This window comes from Renibacterium salmoninarum ATCC 33209 (assembly GCF_000018885.1).
GTDB lineage: Bacteria > Actinomycetota > Actinomycetes > Actinomycetales > Micrococcaceae > Renibacterium > Renibacterium salmoninarum.
This window is the reverse complement of record NC_010168.1, coordinates 1,400,361-1,423,386: the sequence shown is the minus strand read 5'-3', so window position 1 is coordinate 1,423,386 and position 23,026 is coordinate 1,400,361. Positions and strand designations below refer to the sequence as shown.

Below are 23,026 nucleotides of genomic sequence, written 5' to 3'. Positions count from 1 at the left end.
CTAATCCGCTCAAAGCGAATCTGCTATGGGCTGATCTGCCGAGCGCAGAGGGGCGTTCCCAGCTTGATCTGCCGCTGGCAGGCTGGGTCCATGAACGCACAGACCACCCCACTTTCAGGTTCATTTGATGAACAACTTTCACTCCGCTTACTTCACCAACGCATCGTGGTGCTAGGCACCGAGGTGGACGACGCCGTCGCTAACCGAATTGTTGCCCAGCTCCTTTTGCTCTCTGCCGAAGATCCCCGGGCCGACATCAGCCTTTACATCAATTCCCCTGGCGGATCGGTCAGCGCCGGAATGGCGATCTACGACACCATGATGATGATTCCCAATGAAGTTGGCACATTAGCCATGGGGCTCGCGGCCAGTATGGGGCAGATACTGCTTTGCGCCGGAGCAGCCGGAAAGCGATTTAGCCTGCCGCATTCGCGAATCCTGATGCATCAAGGTTCTGCCGGTATCCAAGGAACAACCGCTGATGTTGAAATCCAAGAGCAGAACCTTCGCGCAATCGAAGACATGGTGAATGGATTATTAGCTCATCACACCGGGCACACGATCGCGGAAATCGAACGAGACAGCGACCGGGACCATTGGTTCTCGGCGGAGGAGGCTCGCCAATACGGCATGGTCGATCACCTTGTGGGAAACCTTGCCGAACTTCAAAACCCAAATCATCGAAAGGCCGGACTATGAGCCATTACACCATGCCAACGGTGTTGGAAAAGACCCCATTTGGCGAGCGCAGTTACGACGTTTTTTCCAGGCTTGTGCGGGACCGAATCGTTTTTGTCGGTTCCGAGATCGACGACGACGTTGCCAATGTCATCATGGCGCAATTGATCTACCTGGAATCAGATAACCCGGATGAAGATATCAATCTCTATATCAACTCGCCCGGTGGATCGCATACCGCTTTGATGGCGATTTTAGACACGATGGATTTTGTTCGGCCAGATGTTGCCACGGTTTGTATGGGCCAGGCAGCCTCAGCGGCAGCAATTCTGCTTGCAGCGGGTGCAAAAGGGAAACGCAGCGTTTTAGCGCATTCGAGAGTATTGCTACATCAGCCCTCGAGCCAAGGGCGCGGGACTTTGGCGGATCTCAGTGTGCACGCCAAGGAAATGAGCCGAATCCGTCATCAACTCGAAGAGATCCTGGCCGAACACACTGGCCAATCCACCGAGATATTGCACGCAGATACTTCGCGGGACAAGATCTTCACGGCACAAGAAGCAGTGGATTATGGGCTTGCTGATGCCATTATTAGCTCGCGGAAGCTACGGCAGCCGGCTAAGCGGCTAGCAAGCTGAACTGAACCGGATTTTCAGCCTGCTCCGGCGCCGATGGGAATTCAACCGGAGCGGAGCGGAGCTGAGCCCTGGAACTGAATCGCTGAATTCATTGAATTTGTGGACTTCGCTACCAAGGGCGCCAATGGTGAGATACTGTCGTTGGGCAGCGCTGGTGAGATTGAGCAGACTCCAGCCAAGCGCCCGACATACCGCGGCAAGAATTTCCGACGATGGCTCCTTGCGCCCACGTTCGATTTCGGAGAGATACTGCATTGAAATGCCAGCAGTTTGCGCAACCTCGCCAAGAGTCTTGCCTTGCCGTTGCCGGGCTCTGCGAAGAATCTTGCCGTGCACTGAACGTAAAAGCGGCTCTGCCATGGCACCAGCCTAAGCAGAGGCACTGACATTGCAAGCGGTTTCCGCTCAGAGCCTACCGGCTGCCTTCAATCGGATATAAATGTCTGCGAATTTTATTGGTAGTTCTTGGGGATCCGCGTCAACCACTTCAGCGCCCAACTGTTTGAGCTGGGCGCTCACTGCGGCTCGATCCAGAATCGCTCGTTCTGCCGCAGCGGCTTCGAACGCCTGAGTTCCAGTAACCCGGTCGGTTCGCATTGCAGCCAGCAACGGATCGGTCACGGACGCGACCACGACAAGATGATTCTGCGCTAACAACGCCACCGTCGGGAGCAGACCTTCTTCCGCGGTGCCCGAGTCTAGGGCCGTGAGTAACACCACAAGCGATCGATGTGCCGAAGCGGAGCGCACTTGGGCTGGGATCTGCGCCCAGTCCATTTCGATGAGTTCAGCCTGTATTGGTGCGATGGCCTGTACCAACGACGAAAGCAGATTGCCCTTATTGGTTGTAGCCGCTCGAGCCCGAATTCGCCGATCGAAAGCGATAAATTCAACGTGATCTCCGCCGCGTTCTGCCAACACGGAAAGCAGCAAAGCGGCTTCGATTTCGGTGTCAAGGCGGGGCTCATCGTCAATCCTGGCCGCCGAAGTTCTTGAGGTATCCAAAAGGATAATGACACGGCGATCTTGTTCTGGTCGCCACGTCCGCACCACAACGGCCTGTCTGCGCGCGGTCGCTCGCCAATCGATGGAGCGAACGTCATCGCCTCGAATGTAGTCGCGAAGCGAATCGAATTCAGTACCGGCACCACGAATCTGGATTGCAGCTTTGCCCTCTAGCTCACGCAGCATACGCAATTTTGAAGGTAGGTGCTTTTTAGATCGAAAAGGCGGCAAAACTCGGAGAGTTCCCGGCACCCGGGTAGTGCGTTGTCTAGCGGCCATTCCGAGCGGCCCGAACGATCGGATTGTCACATATTCTGTCTGTAAATCGCCACGACGTTTTGGCAGCATTCGGGTTACGAGCCGCTGCCGTTCAGCTGGTGAAACGGAAATTTTCTGCCGCTCGGTTTGGGCACCAGCTGATGGTTGCCAGCCATCCTTAATCGAGCCTCGGATTCGGCGTTTCCCGTCGTTAGCAAGGAGCAGAACACCCGTGCAGCTTTCATCTAGTCGCACGGATTGCGGCAAATTTCGGGCAAAACGAACATCGCGTGCAGAGCCAGCGAACAACAAGTCGACTACCAGGACGACCAGCAACAAAGCGGCCCAAAGCATGACTGTTTGCGGTAGTGGGTAAAGCAGAATCGGAATGATTCCTATCAAGGCCAGGAGCACAAAACGTCCAGTAATTGCCATTTTCTGGTTGCCTAGCGTGGAACCGGTACAGTGGCCAAAATGCTTCCGAGTACGTCGTCGATCTGTACGCCGTCCATTTCGGCTTCTGGACGTAGCGCCACCCGGTGCCGCAGGGCCGGCAACGTGAGAGCCTTGACATCATCCGGAGTGACAAAGTTTCGGCCAGAAAGCCAAGCCCACGCTCTTGAGGTATTCAACAAGGCATTGGCGCCACGGGGAGAAACTCCCAATTGGAATGAAGGCGCGGATCGAGTGGCTCTTACGACGTCGACAATATAAGCCATTACCTCAGGAGATATCTGAACGGAATTGACGGCTTGTCGGGCAGCATCTAGCTCGGCGATTCCGGCAACGGCTTGTACACCGGCGGCTTTCAAGTCTCGAGGATCGAAGCCCACGCTGTGCCTACGGACTACCTCGATTTCTTCGTTGCGTCCGGGCAGAGGCATGCTCAATTTGAGCAGAAACCTATCGAGCTGCGCTTCGGGCAATGGATAAGTTCCCTCGTACTCCACGGGATTCTGCGTTGCGGCAACGATAAACGGGGTAGGGAGCGGACGGGTGATGCCATCCACCGATACCTGACGCTCTTCCACAGCCTCGAGCAAAGATGCTTGAGTTTTTGGTGGCGTTCGGTTGATTTCATCTGCGAGCAAGATATTGGTGAAAACCGGGCCCTCACGGAAGGTAAATTCCGAGGAATGGTTGTCATAAATAAGTGAGCCAGTGACATCTCCTGGCATCAAGTCTGGCGTGAACTGCACCCGTTTGGTATCTAAGCTCAAGGCGGCAGCTAGCGTCCTGACCAACAAGGTTTTTGCCACACCGGGAACGCCCTCAAGCAAAACGTGTCCGCGCGCCAGCAACGCAATTAACACACCAGTGACGGTGGAGTCTTGGCCGACGACGGCTTTGGCTACTTCAGCGCGAACCGCGAGCAATGCCTGCAACGCGGGATCCGGTTGAGGTGCGACGACGGGCTCTTGCTGATATGCCTCTTGCTGATATGACTGTGGCTGATTTGGCTCAGGCTGCTGTTCGGGTGCAGCAACTGCATTGTTCGGCCAGTAATCTTGCGTTGTTGGATTCTGAAGCTGCGCGTTCTGCGCGGCCACATCGTCTAATCCGTCGCGGGGCTGTTCGCTCATTTTTGTTGGTCCCTCTCGGTTTCACGTTCTAAAGATTCCAGCTGCTGCGACCAGGTCAATAGTTGCCCCTCTGTGCTGGGCACAGTCTGCAGCAGAATTCTGCGGATTTCAGTTTCTGGGATGTTGGTATGCCGGATTGTGGCCAGCACAATTGCTTCCCGGTTACTGCCAGCACCTAGGCGATAGCGCCGTGCCAATCGTCCGAGGGTTGCCGAACGTAAGTTATCGGCAGCTCGTTCGGTGGCTTTGCCATCCTGGTAGAGCCGAGCGCGTCCAGCCGCGGTTTCAGCAGCTTTCACCACAACGGGGAGTGGTTCTTCCACTAGAGGACCGTCCCTTCGGCCTTTCCAGAGCGTCGCTAAGACTCCAACAACCGCTAGCCATAATCCGACTGGGGCAAGCCAAGCAGGCTGTAGATCGCTTAGCTGAGGCTTCGAGTCGCTGCTGCTTGCCAAATCTTTAGCGCTGGGCAAATACCAAACCAAATTGGCATCATGACCCAATAGCCGCAACGCTAATGCCGCGTTGCCCTCTGCCGCCAACTTGTCGTTACTCAAAAATGATTGGCTGCCTAAAACGGTGAATTTTCCGTCGCTGCTCTGCGCCATCATTCCGGCAGGTTTGTCTGCGCCGTCGTTGGTTGTGAAGCAGACAACCGGTCCAGAGTAGAGCCGGCTAAAACCTGGAGCTATTTTTTGGGCCGCCTCGGCATCAGGGTTATTACACCCGGCATTCACGAGCTGATTGCTATCGGCTGCATGCGGATCGCCAGCGCCAGCAGAAACTAATCCCGGGTTCATCGCTTGTAGTTTCGATGGTCCCGGGGTGATAGCGATAACCCGAGCACCGGCATCAACGAGTTTTCGTGTCTGCTCTTCGAGAAGGAAATTATCCGGATCGAAAAGCACCACACTGGTGTTGGCAGCACCCAAACGAGAGATATTTGCTTCGGTATCGGAAAGGTTGTCAGTGGCAACGACGTTGACGCCATGTGCGCCAAGGATTTGGCCCACCGCCATTGCGCCATCGGGTGCAGGGTTGCTCATCGAAAGCTTTACATTTGATCGGGTTCATCCGCTGAAGCTCTGGTAAAGCGCAAAGGCAACAACCGGCAAGAAGACCGTGCCAATAATCAGCCAAAACCGGTTTTTGCGTAACCGAGATTTCAGCGAGCGAGTTGTTGGATCCGTTGAACCTTTTGAATCTTCTCTCGCCACTTCAGCTTCTGAGTCAGTTGCTTCGGCGATGTTGATGCCCGGTGCACTCATTGTGGACCCACCCAATTGAGCTGCGCTTCGTCGCTGTACTCAGGTTGGAGGGAAGCGAGCGACTCGTCAAGTTCGCGTATTGCCCTGAACTCGGATTCGCTTGCCGAGCTTCGTCCAGATGACTGTACTGAGTAGCGAACTCTATTGAACAGGGTGGCTGAACTCATGAGTGCTTGCCTGGCTGAGCCAAAAGCCGCTGATAGTTTTCCAGCGACCTCATCGGCGGTTCGTCCTGCTTGTGGGTCAATAACGCCGCGTTCCTCGCTGGCTCGAACGATGGCACGAAATGTTTCGGTAATTGCCAAAGCAAAATCACGGACGTCTGCCGCTTTCGCGGCGAGCGTTCGATGTTGTGCCGCGCTGAGCGTCAGCTCAGATTCGAATACTTCAGCATCTGGTTGCTCGCGGTGCAAAAGACGCGGACGGAGTAACAAAACCAGTCCCACGATCAGGCCGATCACGACGATCACGACGATCACCAAAACTATGCCAAGGACGCCCCCATCGATGCCGGTAGCGTTTTGTAGACCTTCCAGCAACGAGTTGAAGAATTTCACAATCGCATCCCAAACCGAGTCTAAAATTCCTGGCTTGGCAGATTGATATGGCTGTTTTGATAGCTCGTCAATGGCCCACTGGCGTGCTTGGTCAGAGTCTGGATCGACCGGAACATCCGTTGGCAAGCCGTCCAGGAGCGGATAACCGGTCATCATTGGCTCACCCAACCTCTGCCTGGCGGCGGCTGATACTGCCGGGAGCCTGGTATTTCCAAGCCAGCGCCGTCGGGCGTGGTTTCCAGACTTGCGAGCAGTTCTAAATCGAACCCTTCTTTACGGATTCGAAGGTCGACGTAAATCAAGGCCAGCACACCAGTTTGGAAGGCCAAAGTGACTGCCCCGATTAATGCCGAAATCAGGTAAGAAATTACTTGAGTGACAATCAGAATAGCGATGGCATCACGAGGATTTGGATTTGGATTGATGAGGCGAGACAAGATGCCGATCACCAAAGCAACCGGCACGCTCACAATGCCGGATATTGCCCCGACGATGAATTGCGAGAGCAAATAGGTACCGAAAGTGCGCCAGAAATTTCCGTTAGTAAGTTTCCAAGAGCGTGCAATGGCGGCAAACACCGAAAGGTTCTCCACCACAATTGACGCTGGGGCAAGGATCAACTTGGTGCCTATCCAGATTGCCAACGCGGCGACTCCGAGCATGATCAGAAACATGATCGGAATGGTGACCCACTGGATCGACATGGCAAGAACCACAGCTAGCAGAACAATAGAGCGCAATCGAGACAATCGCCACCGCAGCATAGAGCAGGGCCAGCAACACTAACGTCCAGACCCGGGGTCGAGTGAGGCTCCACATTTGCTTGAAACTAGTTGTCTTATTCACCGTGGCGCGCATGACCGGAATGACTAGAGCGCCCTGCATGATCATGGTGGCAATCACCGTGACAAGGACAGTTGCCGCACTTGCCGAAAGAATTGCCAGCAGCAACGAAAGGCCAGCGCCACTGTTTAACCGACCGGATCCGCTGCCACTACTGACGCTGCTGAGCAGGGAAAAGAGCCCAGCACCACCAAAGATTAAGAGCGTAAGCAAGCTCAGTACGGTGGACCCGGCCTGCACCAACAAGGCCGAGCCAAACATCGCTCTGCCATTGCGCCGCGCAGTTTGGAACGCGCCGTCGAGGATCTCGCCTAAGTTGCGCGGTCGTAGCGGAATCACACCGGGTTTCGGTGGCGCAACGTATTGCGGATACCCGGGTAGCGGGCCGGGTTGCTGACCCCACTGCGGCTGCTGCCCCCACTGGGGTTGTGGCGGCTCAGGTGTCGTATTGTTGCCCATCGACATTGCGTGTTGGACCCCTCCGGTTAGGACTCGCCACGATGGGCATTTTGACAGTTTTGCCATGTCAGTCATTTCGCAGCTTGGCTGGAAACTAACTCAACCACACTGTGATTTGCTCGACTGGAAAGCTCTGCTGCCTAGCCTACCCAGAATTGCAGGTCAGCTGGCAGCAGAAACCGCAGAACATTTCGGTCAATATATTGGCGTATCTCAGCGAATTTTCGGTTGAATCTGCAGGTCGGTGCGACACAAGTCCACTGGATAGGCGAATATAGAGGTATGAAGGCACGCATTTTGGTGGTAGACGACGACGAGGCTCTGGCCGAGATGATCGGTATTGTGCTCCGCAATGATGGGTTTGAACCATTCTTTTGTGCGGATGGGTCGCAGGCATTGGAGGTTTTCCGCGCTGGAAAGCCAGACCTAGTTCTTTTGGACCTCATGCTGCCAGGAATAGACGGAATCGAAGTCTGTCGGCTCATTCGCGCCGAGTCAGACGTTCCGGTGGTGATGTTGACGGCAAAAGCCGATACGTCCGACGTCGTCCGGGGCCTTGAATCGGGCGGGGACGACTACGTACCCAAGCCATTCAAGCCTGCGGAGCTGGTTGCCCGAGTTCGCGCTCGATTGCGACCTGGCGATCAGAAAACGCCAGAGACGCTCAAGATCGCTGATATAACGATCGACGTCGCCGGGCACGTGGTGGCTAGGGGCGAAACTCGGATTTCACTCACTCCCTTGGAATTTGATCTTTTGGTCGCTCTGGCGCGCAAGCCTTGGCAGGTCTTCACTAGAGAGCTACTCCTGGAGCAGGTGTGGGGATACCGGCATGCTGCGGATACGCGTTTGGTCAATGTGCATGTGCAACGCTTGCGGTCCAAAATCGAGATCGACCCTGAAGCTCCCGAGGTCGTACTCACGGTGCGTGGAGTGGGATACAAGGCTGGTCAGTAGCTTTTGACGCATCACTTTGCCAAGCAGATCCACGCTGGCTGCGAGGCGGTTCGGCAGCATGGCTAAGCCCTTGAACGCGCTTCGACATGCTGCTCGATCGACGCTCATGTTGGTCAAACGTGAATTTGAATGGTTCACCGGGAGGCTTCGCCGCTCACTGCAGTTCCGAACGGTATTAGTGACGATGCTGGTCGCTTTTGTCGCGATCGGCGGTGTGGGAATCTTTCTTTCCAACCAAATTGCCAACGGGCTGTTTCAGGAGCGCCTTCAACAGACTTCCGCCGACACCAGCCGAGGGATAGGCACGGTACGCACCAGCTTTGCCGCAGCGCAAATATCAGATCAAGCCTCCTTGGTTCAGCTAGCGAACGATACTTTGAGTGGGCTTGTGGTCGGAGACACCGGCAACATCCGCAAGTACCTGATGATTCCGGTACAAGGTCAAAAGAACCCGCTCGCGGTTTCGAGCATCAATAAAGGCGAGATCACCGCATCGGTTATTCCTGACGATCTGCGTTCAATGGTGAAGCAGAGCGACGAACTGTTCTCGAAATCTATGGCTTTGCCGATCGGCAGCTCGGGAAGCCACCCGGCTATTGTCTTCGGATCTCGGGTAGAACTTGCCAACAACTTTTACGAGCTTTACGTGGTTTACGATCTCAATTCGTCCCAGGAGACGCTGAACTACATTCAGTCTGTGTTGTGGATTTCGGGGGCGGCATTGCTGCTTTTGATCGGTGGAATCGCTTGGTTTGTAACCAGGAACGTTGTGCAACCGGTTAGCCAAGCCGCCTTAGTCGCGGAGAAACTAGCAGCGGGTGAACTACAGGAGCGAATGAACGCCAAAGGCGAAGACGAGGTGGCTCGGTTGGCAGAGTCGTTTAACAAGATGGCGAACGCACTCCAAGAACAGATCACTCAGCTAGCCACCTTGTCTCATATGCAACGCAATTTCGTTTCCGACGTTTCACATGAATTGCGTACCCCACTGACCACGGTGCGGATGGCTGCCGAAGTGCTTTATGACGCTCGGGAAAGTTTTGATCCGGTCAACCGGCGTTCGGCCGAGTTGATGTATCACCAGGTGGAAAGATTTCAGGCGCTGCTTGCGGATCTACTGGAAATATCAAGGTTTGACGCGGGCGCGGCCGTTTTGGACGCCGAACCGCAAGAAATTTTCACTGTCATTAGTAAAGTGCTTGACGAAGCGAAAATGCTGGCAGACAAGATTGGCTCACCGCTTACCTTAGTTTCGGCAGTACCAGATGACAGCTGCATTGTTGAGATGGATCCACGTCGAATTGAGCGAATTCTGCGAAATTTGCTGGTCAATGCCCTGGAGCACGGAGAAAAGCGTCCAGTGCAGATTTTCATTGCTGCAGATGCCGACGTGGTAGCGATTGCGGTACGCGATCATGGCATTGGTCTGACTGAATCAGAGATATCTCGAGTCTTTGATCGGTTTTGGCGAGCGGATCCGGCGCGTGCGCGAACAACTGGCGGCAGTGGTTTGGGCTTGGCCATTTCGATTGAGGACACGAAGTTGCATGATGGTCTTTTAGAAGTCTGGGGACGTCCTGGCGAAGGTGCATGTTTCCGCCTCACCTTGCCACGCAAACGCGGCACCGGCGTAGATCATTCGCCGCTAGCACTGCCACCAGGAAACGAGAGTATTCCACTTTCCTCGCTGGGTGGCGTCATGCATGTTGACGGAAAAACACCAGCAGAGGAGAAGCGCTGATGAGCCCGCAAAAGAAGCTGCTGGTGGTGCTAAGCGCTCTGCTCGTAGCTGTGTTGACGTTGTCCGCATGCGCGAGCATTCCAACCGGTGGCGGTGTTTCGAAGATTCAACCAACTGATCGCAGCGATACTCAACTTAATTTCAATTACGCACCGCCTAATCCGCCTGCCCCCGGTGCGGATCAGATGGCAATTATCAACGGGTTCATTAACGCCGGAACTGGGTTTGCCGAGAACTTTCAAACTGCCAGAAAATTCCTTGCCGGACCCGCTGCAACGACGTGGAAAAGTGATCAGCGCACCCTGGTGTTCCAAGATCAGCCGAATATCGTCAAAGGTGATTCTGACAACGATTTCAAAATTGAGTTGAAAACTCAGTCGAGTATCGACGCTGATGGTATTAGGACGCCCGCCCACTCTGGCGTGCCCAACACAGTTCAACTCACGATGACCCGGGTTGATGGCGAATGGCGGATCAGTTCGATTCCGGACGGAATTATGATTGCGCAACAGAACTTCCAGAATATTTTCAAAGCCAGATCGTTGTATTTTTACGACCCCAGCTTTTCCTACATGGTTCCGGATGTTCGTTGGTTCGCGGCGAGTCCAAGCACTGTGCCAACGGTCATGGTGAAAGCCTTGATTAGCGGTCCAGCGAGCTATCTCAAGGGGGCAGTGGCAAGCGCTTTCCCCGACGGAATCCGACTTTTAAGGGACACGGTGCCCATTGTCTCGTCGACCGCGACCGTCGATCTAACGGCAACTGTGCTGCAGGCTGCGAGCGCACAAGTGCGCCAACAGATGCGGGCCCAGCTGCAAGAAACACTTACTCGCCAGCTCAATACGGTAACTAACATCATCCTTCGAGCCGATCAGCTCACGCTGGACGCCAATGATGCACCCTCGAGCTCGCTAAGCCTTGTTCACGGCGCGCCGGTGCCAAACAGGTTAGCCGGAATTTCAAAAAGCGAACTGGTCTATTTTGACAACGGCCAGCAGCAGCAAATTGCCGGGATTCCTTCAGTCGCCCGGTATCAACCGAAATCTCCGGCTGAATCCTACGCACCGGGTGGTCCCGTTGCGTTTTTGAACGGAACTTCCACGGAAATGTATACCGTTTCTCCTAACCAGACGGAAAAGTTGGCAGTGAGCGGCACAGCGTTGACGCCGCCGTCGTTCTCGCCGTCAAACTGGGTCTGGACGGCGGAAGGAAATCAGAGCGGCCGAATATTTGCCAGCTATCCCGGTATCACGGACGGGAACCAGGCAACTACCGTTACCTTGACCGCAGACTGGCTAAAGGGTCGCACGGTCACTGCGCTGCGAGTCTCGCGTGATGGTGCGCGAGTTATGGTGATTTCTTCGCTGAACGGCCAAAGCCAAGTTCAGCTGAGCGGGATTCTCAAACAGGATAACAACTCTGTGAGTACCCCACGAGAACTCACGGCACCCTTGAATCTCTTTGCAGAAGGTTTGGCTTTCACCACCGGCAATTGGGCCGGGGAGTCGAAAATATTGGTGACGGCGCCCGGCCCTGGTGAAGTGGTAGCTGGTGTCATTTCAGTCGATGCTCCGGACAATAAGGCCTCAAATAAGTTCACTGCTTTGAAAGAGCTGAAGGGTTCCACCGTAGGTAACGATTTATCCGAGGTCTATGCACAAAATAACTCGGGGGACGTCTTCAGCTATGCGGTCAACGGGTGGCAAGAACAATCCCAATTGAAAGATCTGAACGATTTGGCATTTGCTGGTTAATCAATTCCAGTAGATCGCTTTTCTGACAGCCTGACTTGTCCGACACATGCCCTGTTCGCTTGGCTTTCCGCACATTTATCGAGGTTGTTTGTGTTCCGGGGGTTACCGGGGCACCGGTAACGGATCCTTGATTTATGGGGCTTCAGCAAATCTCAAGAGTGCGGCATCGGCACCAGCCACAAGCACGTTTGCTGCGCTGGTATAGCTTCATCGGCAGTGCCTGGCAGGAGTTTCTGGCCCTGGTGTTACCGATTGAGTGCGTCTCATGCGGACGTCCGAATGCTTTGCTTTGTACAGACTGTTCAGCTGCGTTGCGCTCGCTGACTAGTTCGCCATTCCAAGCGGCAGCTCAAGCGCCGGCATTAACAGATTTGGACGGCGAAGTACTGTTTCCAGTAATCGCAGCAGGTTCTTATCGAAACCAACTGGCTCATGCGATTCTGGCGTTTAAGAATCAGGGTGCAGTTCCATTGGCTAATGATCTGGCGGCTGCTCTTGGTCGAGCGATTGAGGCCTCGATATTTTCGGAGCAGCTAGCGGTGCCTGGCCCTTCCTTTCGGGCGCTGCCGCATTTAGTGCCAGTGCCTACGACAATTTCCGGCTACCGAAGGCGTGGCTACGACCCAGTGGGTCAAATACTTGGCAGCCTACGCCGCCGGAACAGTCAATGTTTTCCGGTTTCGGCCCTTTTGCAGAAGCGAAGAAAGTTCGATTGGAAAACCTTTTTCGCTCCGCAAGCCGCCCAGAAATCGCTCTCTGCCGTTGCTCGAAGGGCCAACCTTCGCGGCAGCTTGATGGTGCCAAAGCGAAAGCTAAATCATGTTCAGGGCCTCAATTGCCTGTTGGTCGACGATGTGCTGACCACAGGCGCAACCCTTGCTGAAGCGGCTCGGGCGGTTTCAGCAGCGGGCGGAAACGTCATTGGTGCTGTGGTTATTGCAGCAGTATCTCGAAATGTACAGCGACTTCCAAGAAAATAATTGCGAACAGAGGATGAATAACGGGTGGCTTTGAACTAACGTGAGTAAACGGGTACCTCTTCGAGGATGAGGACCCGTCGGCGGTCTGGCAGCAGAACCGAAAGCCGACCGTCGTGTCACTTTCGTCATGTGGAGGGCACTATGGAATTCATGATCAGCGGCCGCAATCTCACTGTCTCGGACCGGTTCCGGGAATACGCGACAGAAAAGATTTCCAAACTGGAGCACCTCACCGAAAAAGTCCAGCGAGTCGACGCTAAAGTGTCCAAGCAGCCGAACGCTCGGCTGGCTGACACCAAGTTGACGGTGGAGCTAACTGTCCAGGGCCGTGGGCCGGTGATTAGAGCTGAGGCGCATGCTGGGGATAAGTTTGCAGCCTTCGATGTTGCCTATAACAAGCTTTTGGAACGATTACGCCGCGCTAAAGATAAGAAAAAGCTTCACCACGGTCGGCATACGCCAAAAGCAGTGAGTGAAGCGACGGCGTCCCTGGAACCGGTAGGCACTGGTCCGATTACCTTGCTGAACACTGAAGTTTCTGTCGAAGCTGAAGCAGCAAAACAAACAGCGTCACCTTATGAAATTGAAAATGACATTCCAGCTGGTGACTCACCGGTCTTGATCCGGCGCAAAGTTTTTCCTGCTGCCGCTATGGGTGTTGATGACGCCGTGGACAACATGGAGTTAGTAGGCCACGACTTTTACTTGTTCATTGATTCGGTGACTAATGCGCCCTCGGTGGTTTATCGTCGCCGCGGTTGGACCTATGGCGTGATAACTCTTGACGCAGACTGTGCTGATGTCGGTTCTGCTCCTGCCGAGCAGATCTTGGCATATCGCTCCGAGGACCGGGCGGCAAGCGTTTCATAAGAATTTCCATCAATTAATGCCGTAGGGGCTATCTAGGACGTTTGCTGTCCTGGATAGCCCCTACGCTTTTTGCCATGACCTCCGCTAACAAATCGCAGCAATTGGCCACCGGTCAGAACCTAAGGCCCACAGCGTCCGCTCCGATGACTTTGGCGCAAGCTCGTCGAATCGCTATTGCGGCACAGGGTCTGATCAAAGGTAAACCGGAAGTCGCTGCGGGAGCTCGCGGCATTGCTAGAGTTTTTGATCAGTTGCAGCTCGTCAAGATTGACTCTGTCAACGTGCTTTCTCGCAGTCACTATTTACCGTTTTTTGCCAGACTAGGCAATTACGATCGTGAAATCTTGAACAGATTCAGCTCAGCTCACCCGCGCAAAATGGTCGAATACTGGGCACATGAGGCTAGTTTCATCAAGCCGGAGCACTTTGCTGATATGCGCTCTTGGCAACGTAGAAGCTGGTTCGGAAACAATCCGCAGCGACCAGAGCAGACGCGCGATCTTTCCCTGAAGATATTGAGAGTTCTCGAAGCTGGCCGAGCGATGACCGCGCGCCAAGTAAGCGAACGAGTAGGTTACGAAAAGACAACTGACCGCTCCAACTGGGGCTGGAACCCGGTTAAAGAGTGTCTTGAGCGACTGTTCATTGCCGGAGATATCAGCGTGGCAGGTCGGAACGAGCAATTTGAACGACGTTACACGCCAACCGGCCGCATTTTTCGCAGCGTAGCAAACGATGCCGCTGACCGCGCGGAGGGCATCGTGCGGCTCACCGAGGCGGCGGCTAGAGCACACGGAATCGGTACTGTGCGTTGCTTCGCTGAACTATTTTAGGCTGCCAATCCGGGACTCCGCTGCCGCCGTCGCCGAATTACTGGATACTGGTGTGTTGGAGCGAGTATCGGTCCGTGGGTGGGACGCTGACCTTTTCCTGCACCAGGAGGAGGCTGCCAAGCCCCGAATCTCGCGGGCGCGAGCCTTGTTGAGCCCCTTTGACTCGTTGGTCTTCGAGCGTCGAAGGCTGCTTGATCTTTTTGATATGCATTACCGGATCGGCATAATACACACCTGTAGAAAAGCGGACGCACGGCTACTATGTGTTGCCCTTTTTTTGCGTGAAGAAATTGTGGCCCGAGTTGATCTGAAAGCTGATCGGGCTGCTAGTCGGTTGTTGGTACGAACCGCATTCGCCGAACCGAATGCACCTGCGGATACCGCGACGGAACTTGCCGCAGAACTGAGGCTGATGGCTCAATGGCTGGAACTGACTGATGTCGTCGTGGAGCCGGTAGGTAATCTTGCAGACAAGCTTGCGGCAGCAATCAAAAACTAAACTAACCAGCGTCGAAGGCCGACCGGGTAACTAAGCTGGGGGCATGAATCAGCTGCCCCTAAACCAACCGGGAGACATCTCGTTGGCTGGCGGAAATATGGGCGGAGCTACCCGACGTGGCGACAAGGTACTCCGGCCAAGTGGCCCGTGGACGCCCACAATTCAAGCTTTTCTCAGCCATTTGCGGGCCAAGAAGCTTCCTGGTGTGCCGCAACCCTTCGGACTCACCGCTGACGGACGCGAAGAACTGGAGTTCATCAACGGAATAGTCCCGCACTATCCGATGCCAGATTGGCTGTGGACGGAGAAAATTCTTGATGATGCCGCGGTGTTTCTTCGAATGGTTCATGACGCAAGCCTGGACTTCGCCGTCGAAAACGTCCGTTAGCAGCTGCGGTCACATGAGCCAGCCGAGGTGATTTGTCACAACGACTTTGCCCCCCTACAATTTGGTGTTTCGAGAGCAACAGCTAGTTGCTGCCATTGATTTTGATACCTGTTCGCCCGGCCCTGGGTGAATCGCCCCGGTGTGTCCGGAGACTTTCTTGTTTGAGAGGATCAGGACATGGCAGGGAAAACTACGACACGGTATCCGCAGGAGTTGAAGGATCGTACGGTGCGCATGGTGGCGGAGATGGAGGGTGCATCTTCGGAGTGGGCGGCGATGCAAAAAGTTGCCCAGCTTTTGGGTGTGGGTGTGCCGGAAACGGTGCGTAAATGGGTCCGGCAAGCCGAGATCGATGTTGGTACTAGAACTGGAACAACGAGCACGGAATCGGCCGAGCTGAAACGGTTACGGCGTGAGAACACTGAGCTGAAACGGGCGAACGCGATCCTTCGGAGTGCTTCAGCTTTTTTCGCGGTCGAACTCGACCGCCACAACACTGATCGTGAAATACATCAAGGACCATGCCGGTCACCGCGAGAATAATGGATTGCGGTGGGGTGTCGAGTCGATCTGCCAGGTGCTTACTGGGACGGGGTGAAGACCACCCCGTCCACGTACTACGAATGGGTGGATAAAACACGATCTCACCGAGAACAACGTGATGAGGTGCTCAAGCCCGTGATCCAGAAGGTGTATGCCGCTAATTACGGGGTGCACGGCACCAGGAAAGTCTGGTTGGCGATGAACCGTGAAGGTGTGCCGGTGGCCAGGTGCACGGTAGAACGGCTCATGGGGTTACTTGGCATACAGGGTGCGGTCCGTGGCAAGGTCAAACGCACCACGATCAAAGACTCGAAGGCAGCCCGAGCGAAGGACTTGGTCCGCCGTGATTTCACACCAACGGCACCGGATCGGCTATGGGTAGATGATTTCACCTATGTTTCGACCTGGTCCGGGTGGGTCTATGTTGCCTTCGTGATCGATGCTTACTCTCGGAGGATCCTGGGCTGGTCAGCGAGTGCTTCTATGAACACCGTGCTAGTGCTCAACGCAGTTAATCAGGCAATCTGGAGTCGTGAACGGGCCGGGGCTGAGATTTCCGGGGTGATTCATCATCACGATGCCGGGGCTCAATACGCCTCCTTGGCCTTCACCGAACGCCTGGCCCAGGCCGGTATCCGCCCCTCGATCGGTTCTGTGGGTGATAGTTACGACAACGCCTTGGCGGAAACCATCAACGGGCTTTATAAGACCGAGCTGATCAAACCCGGCAAGCCCTGGCGGACTCTAGAAGAAGTCGAAATCGGCACCGCTGAATGGGCCGATTGGTACAACCACCGAAGGCTCTACCAGTACTGCGGAGACATCCCACCAGTAGAGCTAGAAAACCACTACTACAATCACTACCAGAGCACGGCAGCCGCCGACAGGCTCATCGTCTGAGAAACCCTCCGGACACACCGGAGCGATTCATGCATATTGGATCAGCAACTTTTTGCCAGCTTGCTGATGCGAGCAGAACTAACTAATCGGGCTCGGCGTGCGGTTCAGCACAACCCCGAGCGATTGCATCAAAGTATCCAGGTCAGGTCAGTTCACGGCAGCAGGGTGGCTGCCGGAATATACGAGCTAAGCATCGTGGTGTCAGAACGGGCCCGTTACCGCGCAGTAGCGATCCGGATAGAAAAACAGGGCGGTAACTGGAAAGTTACCGCCCTGTTGATAGGTTGATTCGCTAAAAGATTAGCGACGCTTCTTCCGCTTTGGTGCCGGCTTATTGGTCTTACGGGCCGACGGCGGCAAATTTGAATCACCAGCGGAACCAGCAGTCGAGCGGCGCTCAATACGAGTTTCCGCTTCACCCGAAGCATCTGGGGCTGTGAACTGAAGCTGGCTAGGGCGTTCCGGTTCAGCCAGGCCAGGAGCGTTGAGCACCGGCTTTGCGGAGGCATGAGCCTCAGCACCGGCGTCTTCACCGTTGACTCGATCCAGGAGCGCTGAAGGTTGATTTGCTTGCACTCCGGCCGAAGCTGCCGGCGCCTCTTCAACCTGTACTTCCAGGTTGAACAAGAAACCAACGCTTTCTTCGCGAATGGCGCCCATCATCGCTTGGAACATCACGAAGCCTTCACGTTGGTACTCAACCAGCGGATCGCGCTGAGCCATCGCTCGCAGGCCAATACCTTCTTTGAGGTAATCCATTTCATAGAGGTGCTCTTGCCATTTGCGTCCAATAACGGACAGCACTACCCGGCGTTCGAGCTCACGAATGGTCTCTGAACCGAGCTTTTCTTCGCGGCCTTGGTAGGCAAGCTTGGCATCAGAAAGGATCTCACGCTTGAGCACATCGGAAGTGACGTTTGCCAAACCGCCAACTTCTTCAGCGACGTCATCCGCGGTCAGACCGATGGGGTAAAGCGTGCCAAGCGAGCTCCACAATGCTTTGTAGTCCCAGCCTTCGGCGTGGCCTTCCGCCGTCGTAGCGTCAATACTTTCGTTGACTGTATCTTCGAGGAAGTGTTGCACTTTCTCGTGAAGATCGTCACCTTCAAGAATTCGACGTCGGTCACCATAGATGGCCTCGCGCTGCCGGTTCAATACGTCATCGTACTTGAGCACGTTCTTACGCTGTTCGGCGTTGCGGCCCTCAACCTGTCCTTGCGCCGAGGCAATAGCTTTGGAAACCAACTTCGATTCCAAGGCCTGATCGTCTGGCATCACTGAACGACCCATGAGCCGCTCAGCTGCACCCGAGTTGAAAAGGCGCATCAGGTCATCAGTCAACGAAAGGTAGAAGCGCGATTCTCCCGGGTCACCCTGACGGCCAGAGCGGCCGCGGAGCTGATTGTCGATGCGTCGAGACTCATGGCGTTCAGTGCCCAGAACGTAGAGCCCACCAAGCTCAACAACCTCTTCGTGCTCTTCCTCGGTCGCCTCTTGAGCTTTTTCGTAGGCTTCAGCCCACGCGGCCTCGTACTCTTCAGGGGTTTCTTCCGGGTCCAGCCCGCGTTTGGCCAATTCGGTCACTGCGTTGAACTCTGCGTTACCACCGAGCATGATGTCGGTACCGCGACCAGCCATATTGGTCGCAACCGTCACAGCACCCTTGCGGCCAGCTTGCGCAACGATCGAGGCCTCACGGGCGTGGTTTTTCGCGTTGAGAACTTCGTGCTTGATGCCTAGCTTGGACAGCTGCTTAGAAAGGTACTCGCTCTTTTCTACGCTGGTGGTACCCACCAAGACCGGCTGGCCCTCTTTGTGGCGTTCTTCGATGTCTTTGACTACTGCTTCGAACTTAACGACTTCATTTTTGTAAACCAAGTCCGACTGGTCGATTCGCACCATCGGCTTGTTCGTCGGGATAGCCACCACGCCCAATTCGTACGTGCCCATGAATTCAGATGCTTCAGTCTCGGCAGTACCGGTCATGCCGGAGAGTTTCTCGTAAAGCCGGAAGTAGTTCTGCAAGGTCACCGTGGCCAAGGTCTGGTTTTCAGCCTTGATTTCAACGCTTTCTTTGGCTTCGATGGCCTGGTGCATGCCTTCGTTGTACCGCCGACCAGCCAAAATACGGCCGGTGTGCTCATCGACGATCAGTACTTCGCCGTCGAGAATGACATAATCTTTGTCCCGCTTGAAGAGCTCTTTCGCCTTGATCGCATTGTTCAAGAAGCCAATGAGCGGCGTGTTCGCGGACTCGTAAAGGTTGCTTATGCCCAGGTAGTCTTCGACCTTTTCGATCCCGGGCTCAAGTACGCCGACCGTGCGCTTCTTCTCATCGACTTCGTAGTCGTCGTCGACGTCCAAGCGAAGAACCACTTTGGCGAATTCGCCGTACCAGCGGTTCGCATCGCCACTGGCAGGACCGGAAATGATCAACGGAGTACGAGCCTCATCGATCAGAATCGAGTCAACTTCGTCAACGATGGCGAAGTGGTGTCCACGCTGGACGAGTTCTTCCGAGCTCCACGCCATATTGTCGCGGAGGTAGTCGAAACCGAATTCGTTATTGGTGCCGTAGGTGACATCGGCCGCGTACTGCAGGCGTCGCTCAGACGGCTCTTGAGCCGAAAGAATGCATCCGCTGGTCAAGCCCATGAAACGATGCACTCGCCCCATCAGCTCGGACTGGTACGACGCCAGATAGTCGTTCGTCGTCACAATGTGTACGCCTTTGCCGGACAGGCCGTTCAAATATGCCGGCGCGGTGGCAACCAAAGTCTTGCCTTCACCCGTCTTCATTTCGGCAATGTTGCCGAGGTGAAGGGCCGCACCACCCATCAGTTGCACGTCGAACTGTCGCATGCCGAGCGTGCGTCGCGAGCCCTCTCGGACCGCAGCGAATGCTTCGGGCAACAGATCATCCAGCGACTCGCCGTCTGCGTGCCGGGCCCGGAGCTTATCCGTTTCCTCACGAAGCTCAGCGTCAGTAAACGTCTGGAAGGAATCTTCCAGCGTATTGATCGCGTCGGCATAGACGTGCAACCGTTTGAGCGTCTTACGGTCGCCGGTGCGAAGAATCTTTTCAAACAGTGATGGCACGTTCCATGCTCCTGGGTTGCAGCAGTCTAATTTCGGGGCTTGTGGTCCCCTGGACGGTTTCCAGCGTGATCAGTCTACGTGAGTCACGTCTCGGCGAGCGCCCCGATGAATCGCCCCGGCGTGTCCGGAGGGTTTCTCAGACGATGAGCCTGTCGGCGGCTGCCGTGCTCTGGTAGTGATTGTAGTAGTGGTTTTCTAGCTCTACTGGTGGGATGTCTCCGCAGTACTGGTAGAGCCTTCGGTGGTTGTACCAATCGGCCCATTCAGCGGCGCCGATTTCGACTTCTTCTAGAGTCCGCCAGGGCTTGCCGGGTTTGATCAGCTCGGTCTTATAAAGCCCGTTGATGGTTTCCGCCAAGGCGTTGTCGTAACTATCACCCACAGAACCGATCGAGGGGCGGATACCGGCCTGGGCCAGGCGTTCGGTGAAGGCCAAGGAGGCGTATTGAGCCCCGGCATCGTGATGATGAATCACCCCGGAAATCTCAGCCCCGGCCCGTTCACGACTCCAGATTGCCTGATTAACTGCGTTGAGCACTAGCACGGTGTTCATAGAAGCACTCGCTGACCAGCCCAGGATCCTCCGAGAGTAAGCATCGATCACGAAGGCAACATAGACCCACCCGGACCAGGTCGAAACATAGGTGAAATCAGCTACCCATAGCCGATCCGGTGCCGTTGGTGTGAAATCACGGCGGACCAAGTCCTTCGCTCGGGCTGCCTTCGAGTCTTTGATCGTGGTGCGTTTGACCTTGCCACGGACCGCACCCTGTATGCCAAGTAACCCCATGAGCCGTTCTACCGTGCACCTGGCCACCGGCACACCTTCACGGTTCATCGCCAACCAGACTTTCCTGGTGCCGTGCACCCCGTAATTAGCGGCATACACCTTCTGGATCACGGGCTTGAGCACCTCATCACGTTGTTCTCGGTGAGATCGTGTTTTATCCACCCATTCGTAGTACGTGGACGGGGTGGTCTTCACCCCGTCCCAGTAAGCACCTGGCAGATCGACTCGACACCCCACCGCAATCCATTATTCTCGCGGTGACCGGCATGGTCCTTGATGTATTTCACGATCAGTGTTGTGGCGGTCGAGTTCGACCGCGAAAAAAGCTGAAGCACTCCGAAGGATCGCGTTCGCCCGTTTCAGCTCAGTGTTCTCACGCCGTAACCGTTTCAGCTCGGCCGATTCCGTGCTCGTTGTTCCAGTTCTAGTACCAACATCGATCTCGGCTTGCCGGACCCATTTACGCACCGTTTCCGGCACACCCACACCCAAAAGCTGGGCAACTTTTTGCATCGCCGCCCACTCCGAAGATGCACCCTCCATCTCCGCCACCATGCGCACCGTACGATCCTTCAACTCCTGCGGATACCGTGTCGTAGTTTTCCCTGCCATGTCCTGATCCTCTCAAACAAGAAAGTCTCCGGACACACCGGGGCGATTCAGACAGACAGCTGCTGAGCAGGACGTACTTCTAAGGTGCCGTGTGCAACGTAGGCGGCAATTCTGCGCACGGTGGCTTGTTCTTCCTGGGGTGGAATTTCAAGGGCAACCACCCGACTCGAAGGTCGGCGTCCTCTGGCATACGCTCGCCGCGGCAAGGTATCTTGAGTTCCCCCAACTCCGCTTACCGATTCGATCGATTCAATGTTTTTGGACCTGGCGAGTTCCATAGTTCCTCCTTGGTCGTCTGAAAGTATTCTCAGGATTGCGGGGGAGTCTGTAGCAGCGTTCCCGGTGTGAGCAAGTTCGGATCATTACCGATTAGCTCGCGGTTTGTGGCATACCAGCGCGGCCATTCGTGGGCTATTTCCGCATCTGAAGCAAAGGAACCGAGAGCCCTTGCGGCGATTGTCCAGAGACAATCGCCGGGACGAACTACCTCGAAAGGCGAGAATTCGGCAAGCGGAGCGCGGGAGGGTGCTGGCAGCAAAAGCCCCGGACGAACTCCAGGGGGTTCGGCGCGCCAGGCAGGATCGACTAGATCCTCAGTCGGTATTTGCGTTGCTTGACTACTCTGATCTGTTGACCAGGCCGGATCGCTTCCTGCGGCAGTGGCCACGCTGACACTCGCGGCAGAAATCGCCAGTAGGTTGATGCCCAAAATAGTCGCGACCAATCTACGCATAAATATTGGTGAAAGTCGCGAACTGTAACTGGCAAAACGCCGAAAACCATTGGCCCATGCAACGGCCGAGCAAAATGCCGCAAGGAAACCGAGCAGCCACCACGAGACAATCAGCAAGCCGGCGGAAACTGCTAGTGCCGCTAACGCGTTGCTCAGACCAGACGAAGAGAAATCGGCTGTTTCGTTCCAGGAAGGCAGTGCTTGGGCTCCGCAAAACAGAAGCAGGACGCCCAAGAGCAAAAGCATCGCAGCCAGCGAAACGTCACTAGCCAATGAGGCCCGATCCTGGAGTGGCTCTTTAACTTGTTTTAACGTTGTTTGAATTGTTTTAATGTTAATAAAGCTTATTTGAGCATTAAGTAGCCATTTTGTCATCCTTTAATTTTCTTGACGTCAAGTGACTACGGCCCATACGCTGACCTGATGCGATGGGACGCACTTTTCGACGACTTACAAGGGCAGATGGCTGCTTCTTAGCTGCTTGATTTAGAGTCGGAAATTACCGAACGCGCACGCGTTGAGATCGCCAGGATCACGCTGATTGATCGGCTGAGAGCCGCGATTTCTCTCCGAATTACCGTCGATTTGGCGTATGGTCTGCAATTCAGCGGAGCTATCAGGCAAATCGGCTCGGATTGGATTCTGTTGAGTGAAGGTTCACAATCAGTCGTAGTTCTGTTGCCAAATATCATGGCGATCGAAGGACTAGGCGCAGAAACTCTGACAGCGAGTAGCCTGGTTCGGCAGAATTTTCGTACTCTTTCTTCTGCTTTGCGCTTGCTGGCGCGTGATCGAGCAATGGTAACCATCTATCTCATGGTCAGCGACGAAAGCCGCAGAAGATTTCACGCCGTGATTGATCGAGTTGGCGAAGATCATTGCGATATTGCCGTGGTGCGCGACGGCGAAGTGCGCCGGCAGCGTGAAGTGTTGGTTCGGAAAACCATTCCATTTGGTGCGATTCTCGCGATTGCTTCTCCCCTGGAAGCTCGCAATTAGCAATTAGCCACGGCATTGCGATGAGCGAACGAACCAGGT

23 protein-coding genes and 2 pseudogenes are annotated in these 23,026 nt (G+C 55.0%); 14 read left to right on the top strand and 11 right to left on the bottom strand.

The window, feature by feature from the left end; translation table 11 throughout:
- Positions 1-90 precede the first annotated feature (90 nt).
- A complete protein-coding gene (locus RSAL33209_RS07220; protein ID WP_041684578.1) occupies positions 91-699 on the top strand; it encodes a ClpP family protease in 609 nt (202 codons plus the stop codon).
- The gene (locus RSAL33209_RS07215; RefSeq protein ID WP_012245060.1) at positions 696-1,316 is read left to right on the top strand and encodes an ATP-dependent Clp protease proteolytic subunit; all 621 of its coding nucleotides are present in this window, start codon (positions 696-698) and stop codon (positions 1,314-1,316) included. Before RSAL33209_RS07220 ends, RSAL33209_RS07215 begins: the two co-directional genes overlap by 4 nt.
- Here the strand turns inward: RSAL33209_RS07215 and RSAL33209_RS19205 are convergent.
- Genes RSAL33209_RS19205 through RSAL33209_RS07185 form a run of 7 tightly spaced genes read right to left on the bottom strand, consistent with a single transcriptional unit; the run spans position 1,305 to position 6,649 of the window.
- Positions 1,305-1,676, bottom strand: a complete 372-nt coding sequence (locus RSAL33209_RS19205) for a helix-turn-helix domain-containing protein (RefSeq protein ID WP_012245059.1) — start codon at positions 1,674-1,676, stop codon at positions 1,305-1,307. The genes RSAL33209_RS07215 and RSAL33209_RS19205 overlap by 12 nt on opposite strands.
- 45 nt (positions 1,677-1,721) lie before the next feature.
- The gene (locus tag RSAL33209_RS07205; protein WP_012245058.1) at positions 1,722-3,014 is read right to left on the bottom strand and encodes a DUF58 domain-containing protein; all 1,293 of its coding nucleotides are present in this window, start codon (positions 3,012-3,014) and stop codon (positions 1,722-1,724) included.
- An 11-nt stretch (positions 3,015-3,025) separates the two neighbouring features.
- The gene (locus RSAL33209_RS07200; RefSeq protein ID WP_012245057.1) at positions 3,026-4,162 is read right to left on the bottom strand and encodes an AAA family ATPase; all 1,137 of its coding nucleotides are present in this window, start codon (positions 4,160-4,162) and stop codon (positions 3,026-3,028) included.
- Positions 4,159-5,208, bottom strand: a complete 1,050-nt coding sequence (locus RSAL33209_RS07195) for a DUF4350 domain-containing protein (RefSeq protein ID WP_012245056.1) — start codon at positions 5,206-5,208, stop codon at positions 4,159-4,161. Before RSAL33209_RS07195 ends, RSAL33209_RS07200 begins: the two co-directional genes overlap by 4 nt.
- A 24-nt stretch (positions 5,209-5,232) precedes the next feature.
- Positions 5,233-5,430, bottom strand: coding sequence for a hypothetical protein (locus tag RSAL33209_RS16210; RefSeq protein ID WP_049758906.1), 198 nt, complete (start codon positions 5,428-5,430; stop codon positions 5,233-5,235).
- Positions 5,427-6,140 carry a DUF4129 domain-containing protein gene (locus tag RSAL33209_RS07190; protein ID WP_041684577.1) on the bottom strand — a complete coding sequence of 238 codons (714 nt, stop codon included), beginning with the start codon at positions 6,138-6,140 and terminating at the stop codon, positions 5,427-5,429. Before RSAL33209_RS07190 ends, RSAL33209_RS16210 begins: the two co-directional genes overlap by 4 nt.
- Positions 6,140-6,649 carry a DUF7847 domain-containing protein gene (locus RSAL33209_RS07185; RefSeq protein ID WP_483313987.1) on the bottom strand — a complete coding sequence of 170 codons (510 nt, stop codon included), beginning with the start codon at positions 6,647-6,649 and terminating at the stop codon, positions 6,140-6,142. Before RSAL33209_RS07185 ends, RSAL33209_RS07190 begins: the two co-directional genes overlap by 1 nt.
- Positions 6,650-6,810: 161 nt before the next feature.
- Here RSAL33209_RS07185 and RSAL33209_RS20170 point away from each other — a divergent pair, with 161 nt between their 5' ends.
- The 11 genes and pseudogenes from RSAL33209_RS20170 (at position 6,811) to RSAL33209_RS20015 (ending at position 17,042) form a co-directional block, all read left to right on the top strand.
- Positions 6,811-7,227, top strand: a complete 417-nt coding sequence (locus RSAL33209_RS20170; RefSeq protein WP_145962162.1) for a hypothetical protein — start codon at positions 6,811-6,813, stop codon at positions 7,225-7,227.
- 344 nt (positions 7,228-7,571) lie between these two features.
- Positions 7,572-8,246 (top strand): MtrAB system response regulator MtrA, encoded by a 675-nt coding sequence (gene mtrA / locus RSAL33209_RS07175; RefSeq protein ID WP_041684574.1) that lies wholly within the window; start codon positions 7,572-7,574, stop codon positions 8,244-8,246.
- 58 nt (positions 8,247-8,304) lie between these two features.
- Positions 8,305-9,987: an MtrAB system histidine kinase MtrB gene (gene mtrB / locus RSAL33209_RS07170; protein WP_114597594.1), complete on the top strand. Its 1,683-nt coding sequence runs from the start codon at positions 8,305-8,307 to the stop codon at positions 9,985-9,987.
- Positions 9,987-11,741 carry an LpqB family beta-propeller domain-containing protein gene (locus RSAL33209_RS07165; RefSeq protein ID WP_012245050.1) on the top strand — a complete coding sequence of 585 codons (1,755 nt, stop codon included), beginning with the start codon at positions 9,987-9,989 and terminating at the stop codon, positions 11,739-11,741. Before mtrB ends, RSAL33209_RS07165 begins: the two co-directional genes overlap by 1 nt.
- Positions 11,742-12,052: 311 nt before the next feature.
- Positions 12,053-12,721, top strand: a complete 669-nt coding sequence (locus RSAL33209_RS07160) for a ComF family protein (RefSeq protein ID WP_158539299.1) — start codon at positions 12,053-12,055, stop codon at positions 12,719-12,721.
- Positions 12,722-12,862: 141 nt separating this feature from the next.
- A complete protein-coding gene (hpf, locus tag RSAL33209_RS07155; RefSeq protein WP_041684573.1) occupies positions 12,863-13,591 on the top strand; it encodes a ribosome hibernation-promoting factor, HPF/YfiA family in 729 nt (242 codons plus the stop codon).
- Between the two features lie 74 nt (positions 13,592-13,665).
- Positions 13,666-14,424, top strand: coding sequence for a DNA glycosylase AlkZ-like family protein (locus RSAL33209_RS19200; protein WP_267895932.1), 759 nt, complete (start codon positions 13,666-13,668; stop codon positions 14,422-14,424).
- 52 nt (positions 14,425-14,476) lie between these two features.
- Positions 14,477-14,923 (top strand): DNA glycosylase AlkZ-like family protein, encoded by a 447-nt coding sequence (locus RSAL33209_RS19195; protein ID WP_267895931.1) that lies wholly within the window; start codon positions 14,477-14,479, stop codon positions 14,921-14,923.
- Positions 14,924-14,966: 43 nt separating this feature from the next.
- Positions 14,967-15,311 (top strand): hypothetical protein, encoded by a 345-nt coding sequence (locus RSAL33209_RS07145; RefSeq protein WP_012245045.1) that lies wholly within the window; start codon positions 14,967-14,969, stop codon positions 15,309-15,311.
- Positions 15,312-15,488: 177 nt separating this feature from the next.
- Positions 15,489-16,754: pseudogene (locus RSAL33209_RS17015) on the top strand (IS3 family transposase).
- Positions 16,755-16,790: 36 nt separating this feature from the next.
- On the top strand, positions 16,791-17,042 hold the full coding sequence (locus RSAL33209_RS20015; protein ID WP_012245043.1) for an Rv3235 family protein: 252 nt from the start codon (positions 16,791-16,793) through the stop codon (positions 17,040-17,042).
- A 12-nt stretch (positions 17,043-17,054) separates the two neighbouring features.
- Here the strand turns inward: RSAL33209_RS20015 and secA are convergent, their stop codons facing one another.
- The 4 genes and pseudogenes from secA to RSAL33209_RS07105 form a co-directional block, all read right to left on the bottom strand.
- A complete protein-coding gene (secA, locus tag RSAL33209_RS07125) occupies positions 17,055-19,853 on the bottom strand; it encodes a preprotein translocase subunit SecA (RefSeq protein ID WP_012245042.1) in 2,799 nt (932 codons plus the stop codon).
- A 136-nt stretch (positions 19,854-19,989) separates the two neighbouring features.
- Positions 19,990-21,255, bottom strand: a pseudogene (locus RSAL33209_RS17010) (IS3 family transposase).
- 47 nt (positions 21,256-21,302) lie between these two features.
- On the bottom strand, positions 21,303-21,533 hold the full coding sequence (locus tag RSAL33209_RS07110) for a hypothetical protein (protein ID WP_041684570.1): 231 nt from the start codon (positions 21,531-21,533) through the stop codon (positions 21,303-21,305).
- 29 nt (positions 21,534-21,562) lie between these two features.
- On the bottom strand, positions 21,563-22,261 hold the full coding sequence (locus RSAL33209_RS07105; protein WP_145962054.1) for a LysM peptidoglycan-binding domain-containing protein: 699 nt from the start codon (positions 22,259-22,261) through the stop codon (positions 21,563-21,565).
- A 372-nt stretch (positions 22,262-22,633) separates the two neighbouring features.
- Between RSAL33209_RS07105 and RSAL33209_RS07100 the strand changes: the two genes are divergently transcribed.
- Complete coding sequence (locus RSAL33209_RS07100; protein ID WP_145962053.1) at positions 22,634-22,987, top strand: hypothetical protein; 354 nt, start codon at positions 22,634-22,636, stop codon at positions 22,985-22,987.
- The last annotated feature ends 39 nt before the right edge of the window (positions 22,988-23,026 follow it).

Excerpts from the sequence above, each read along its gene's own strand:
- mtrB (WP_114597594.1), top strand. The coding sequence starts at position 8,305 with ATGGCTAAGCCCTTGAACGCGCTTCGACATGCTGCTCGATCGACGCTC.
- RSAL33209_RS07190 (WP_041684577.1), bottom strand. The coding sequence starts at position 6,140 with ATGACCGGTTATCCGCTCCTGGACGGCTTGCCAACGGATGTTCCGGTC.
- RSAL33209_RS07185 (WP_483313987.1), bottom strand. The coding sequence starts at position 6,649 with ATGCTCGGAGTCGCCGCGTTGGCAATCTGGATAGGCACCAAGTTGATC.
- RSAL33209_RS07205 (WP_012245058.1), bottom strand. The coding sequence starts at position 3,014 with ATGGCAATTACTGGACGTTTTGTGCTCCTGGCCTTGATAGGAATCATT.
- RSAL33209_RS07200 (WP_012245057.1), bottom strand. The coding sequence starts at position 4,162 with ATGAGCGAACAGCCCCGCGACGGATTAGACGATGTGGCCGCGCAGAAC.
- RSAL33209_RS07195 (WP_012245056.1), bottom strand. The coding sequence starts at position 5,208 with ATGAGCAACCCTGCACCCGATGGCGCAATGGCGGTGGGCCAAATCCTT.
- RSAL33209_RS07220 (WP_041684578.1), top strand. The coding sequence starts at position 91 with ATGAACGCACAGACCACCCCACTTTCAGGTTCATTTGATGAACAACTT.
- RSAL33209_RS07165 (WP_012245050.1), top strand. The coding sequence starts at position 9,987 with ATGAGCCCGCAAAAGAAGCTGCTGGTGGTGCTAAGCGCTCTGCTCGTA.
- RSAL33209_RS19205 (WP_012245059.1), bottom strand. The coding sequence starts at position 1,676 with ATGGCAGAGCCGCTTTTACGTTCAGTGCACGGCAAGATTCTTCGCAGA.
- hpf (WP_041684573.1), top strand. The coding sequence starts at position 12,863 with ATGGAATTCATGATCAGCGGCCGCAATCTCACTGTCTCGGACCGGTTC.
- RSAL33209_RS16210 (WP_049758906.1), bottom strand. The coding sequence starts at position 5,430 with ATGAGTGCACCGGGCATCAACATCGCCGAAGCAACTGACTCAGAAGCT.
- RSAL33209_RS07145 (WP_012245045.1), top strand. The coding sequence starts at position 14,967 with ATGAATCAGCTGCCCCTAAACCAACCGGGAGACATCTCGTTGGCTGGC.
- RSAL33209_RS07110 (WP_041684570.1), bottom strand. The coding sequence starts at position 21,533 with ATGGAACTCGCCAGGTCCAAAAACATTGAATCGATCGAATCGGTAAGC.
- RSAL33209_RS19200 (WP_267895932.1), top strand. The coding sequence starts at position 13,666 with ATGACCTCCGCTAACAAATCGCAGCAATTGGCCACCGGTCAGAACCTA.
- RSAL33209_RS07215 (WP_012245060.1), top strand. The coding sequence starts at position 696 with ATGAGCCATTACACCATGCCAACGGTGTTGGAAAAGACCCCATTTGGC.
- mtrA (WP_041684574.1), top strand. The coding sequence starts at position 7,572 with ATGAAGGCACGCATTTTGGTGGTAGACGACGACGAGGCTCTGGCCGAG.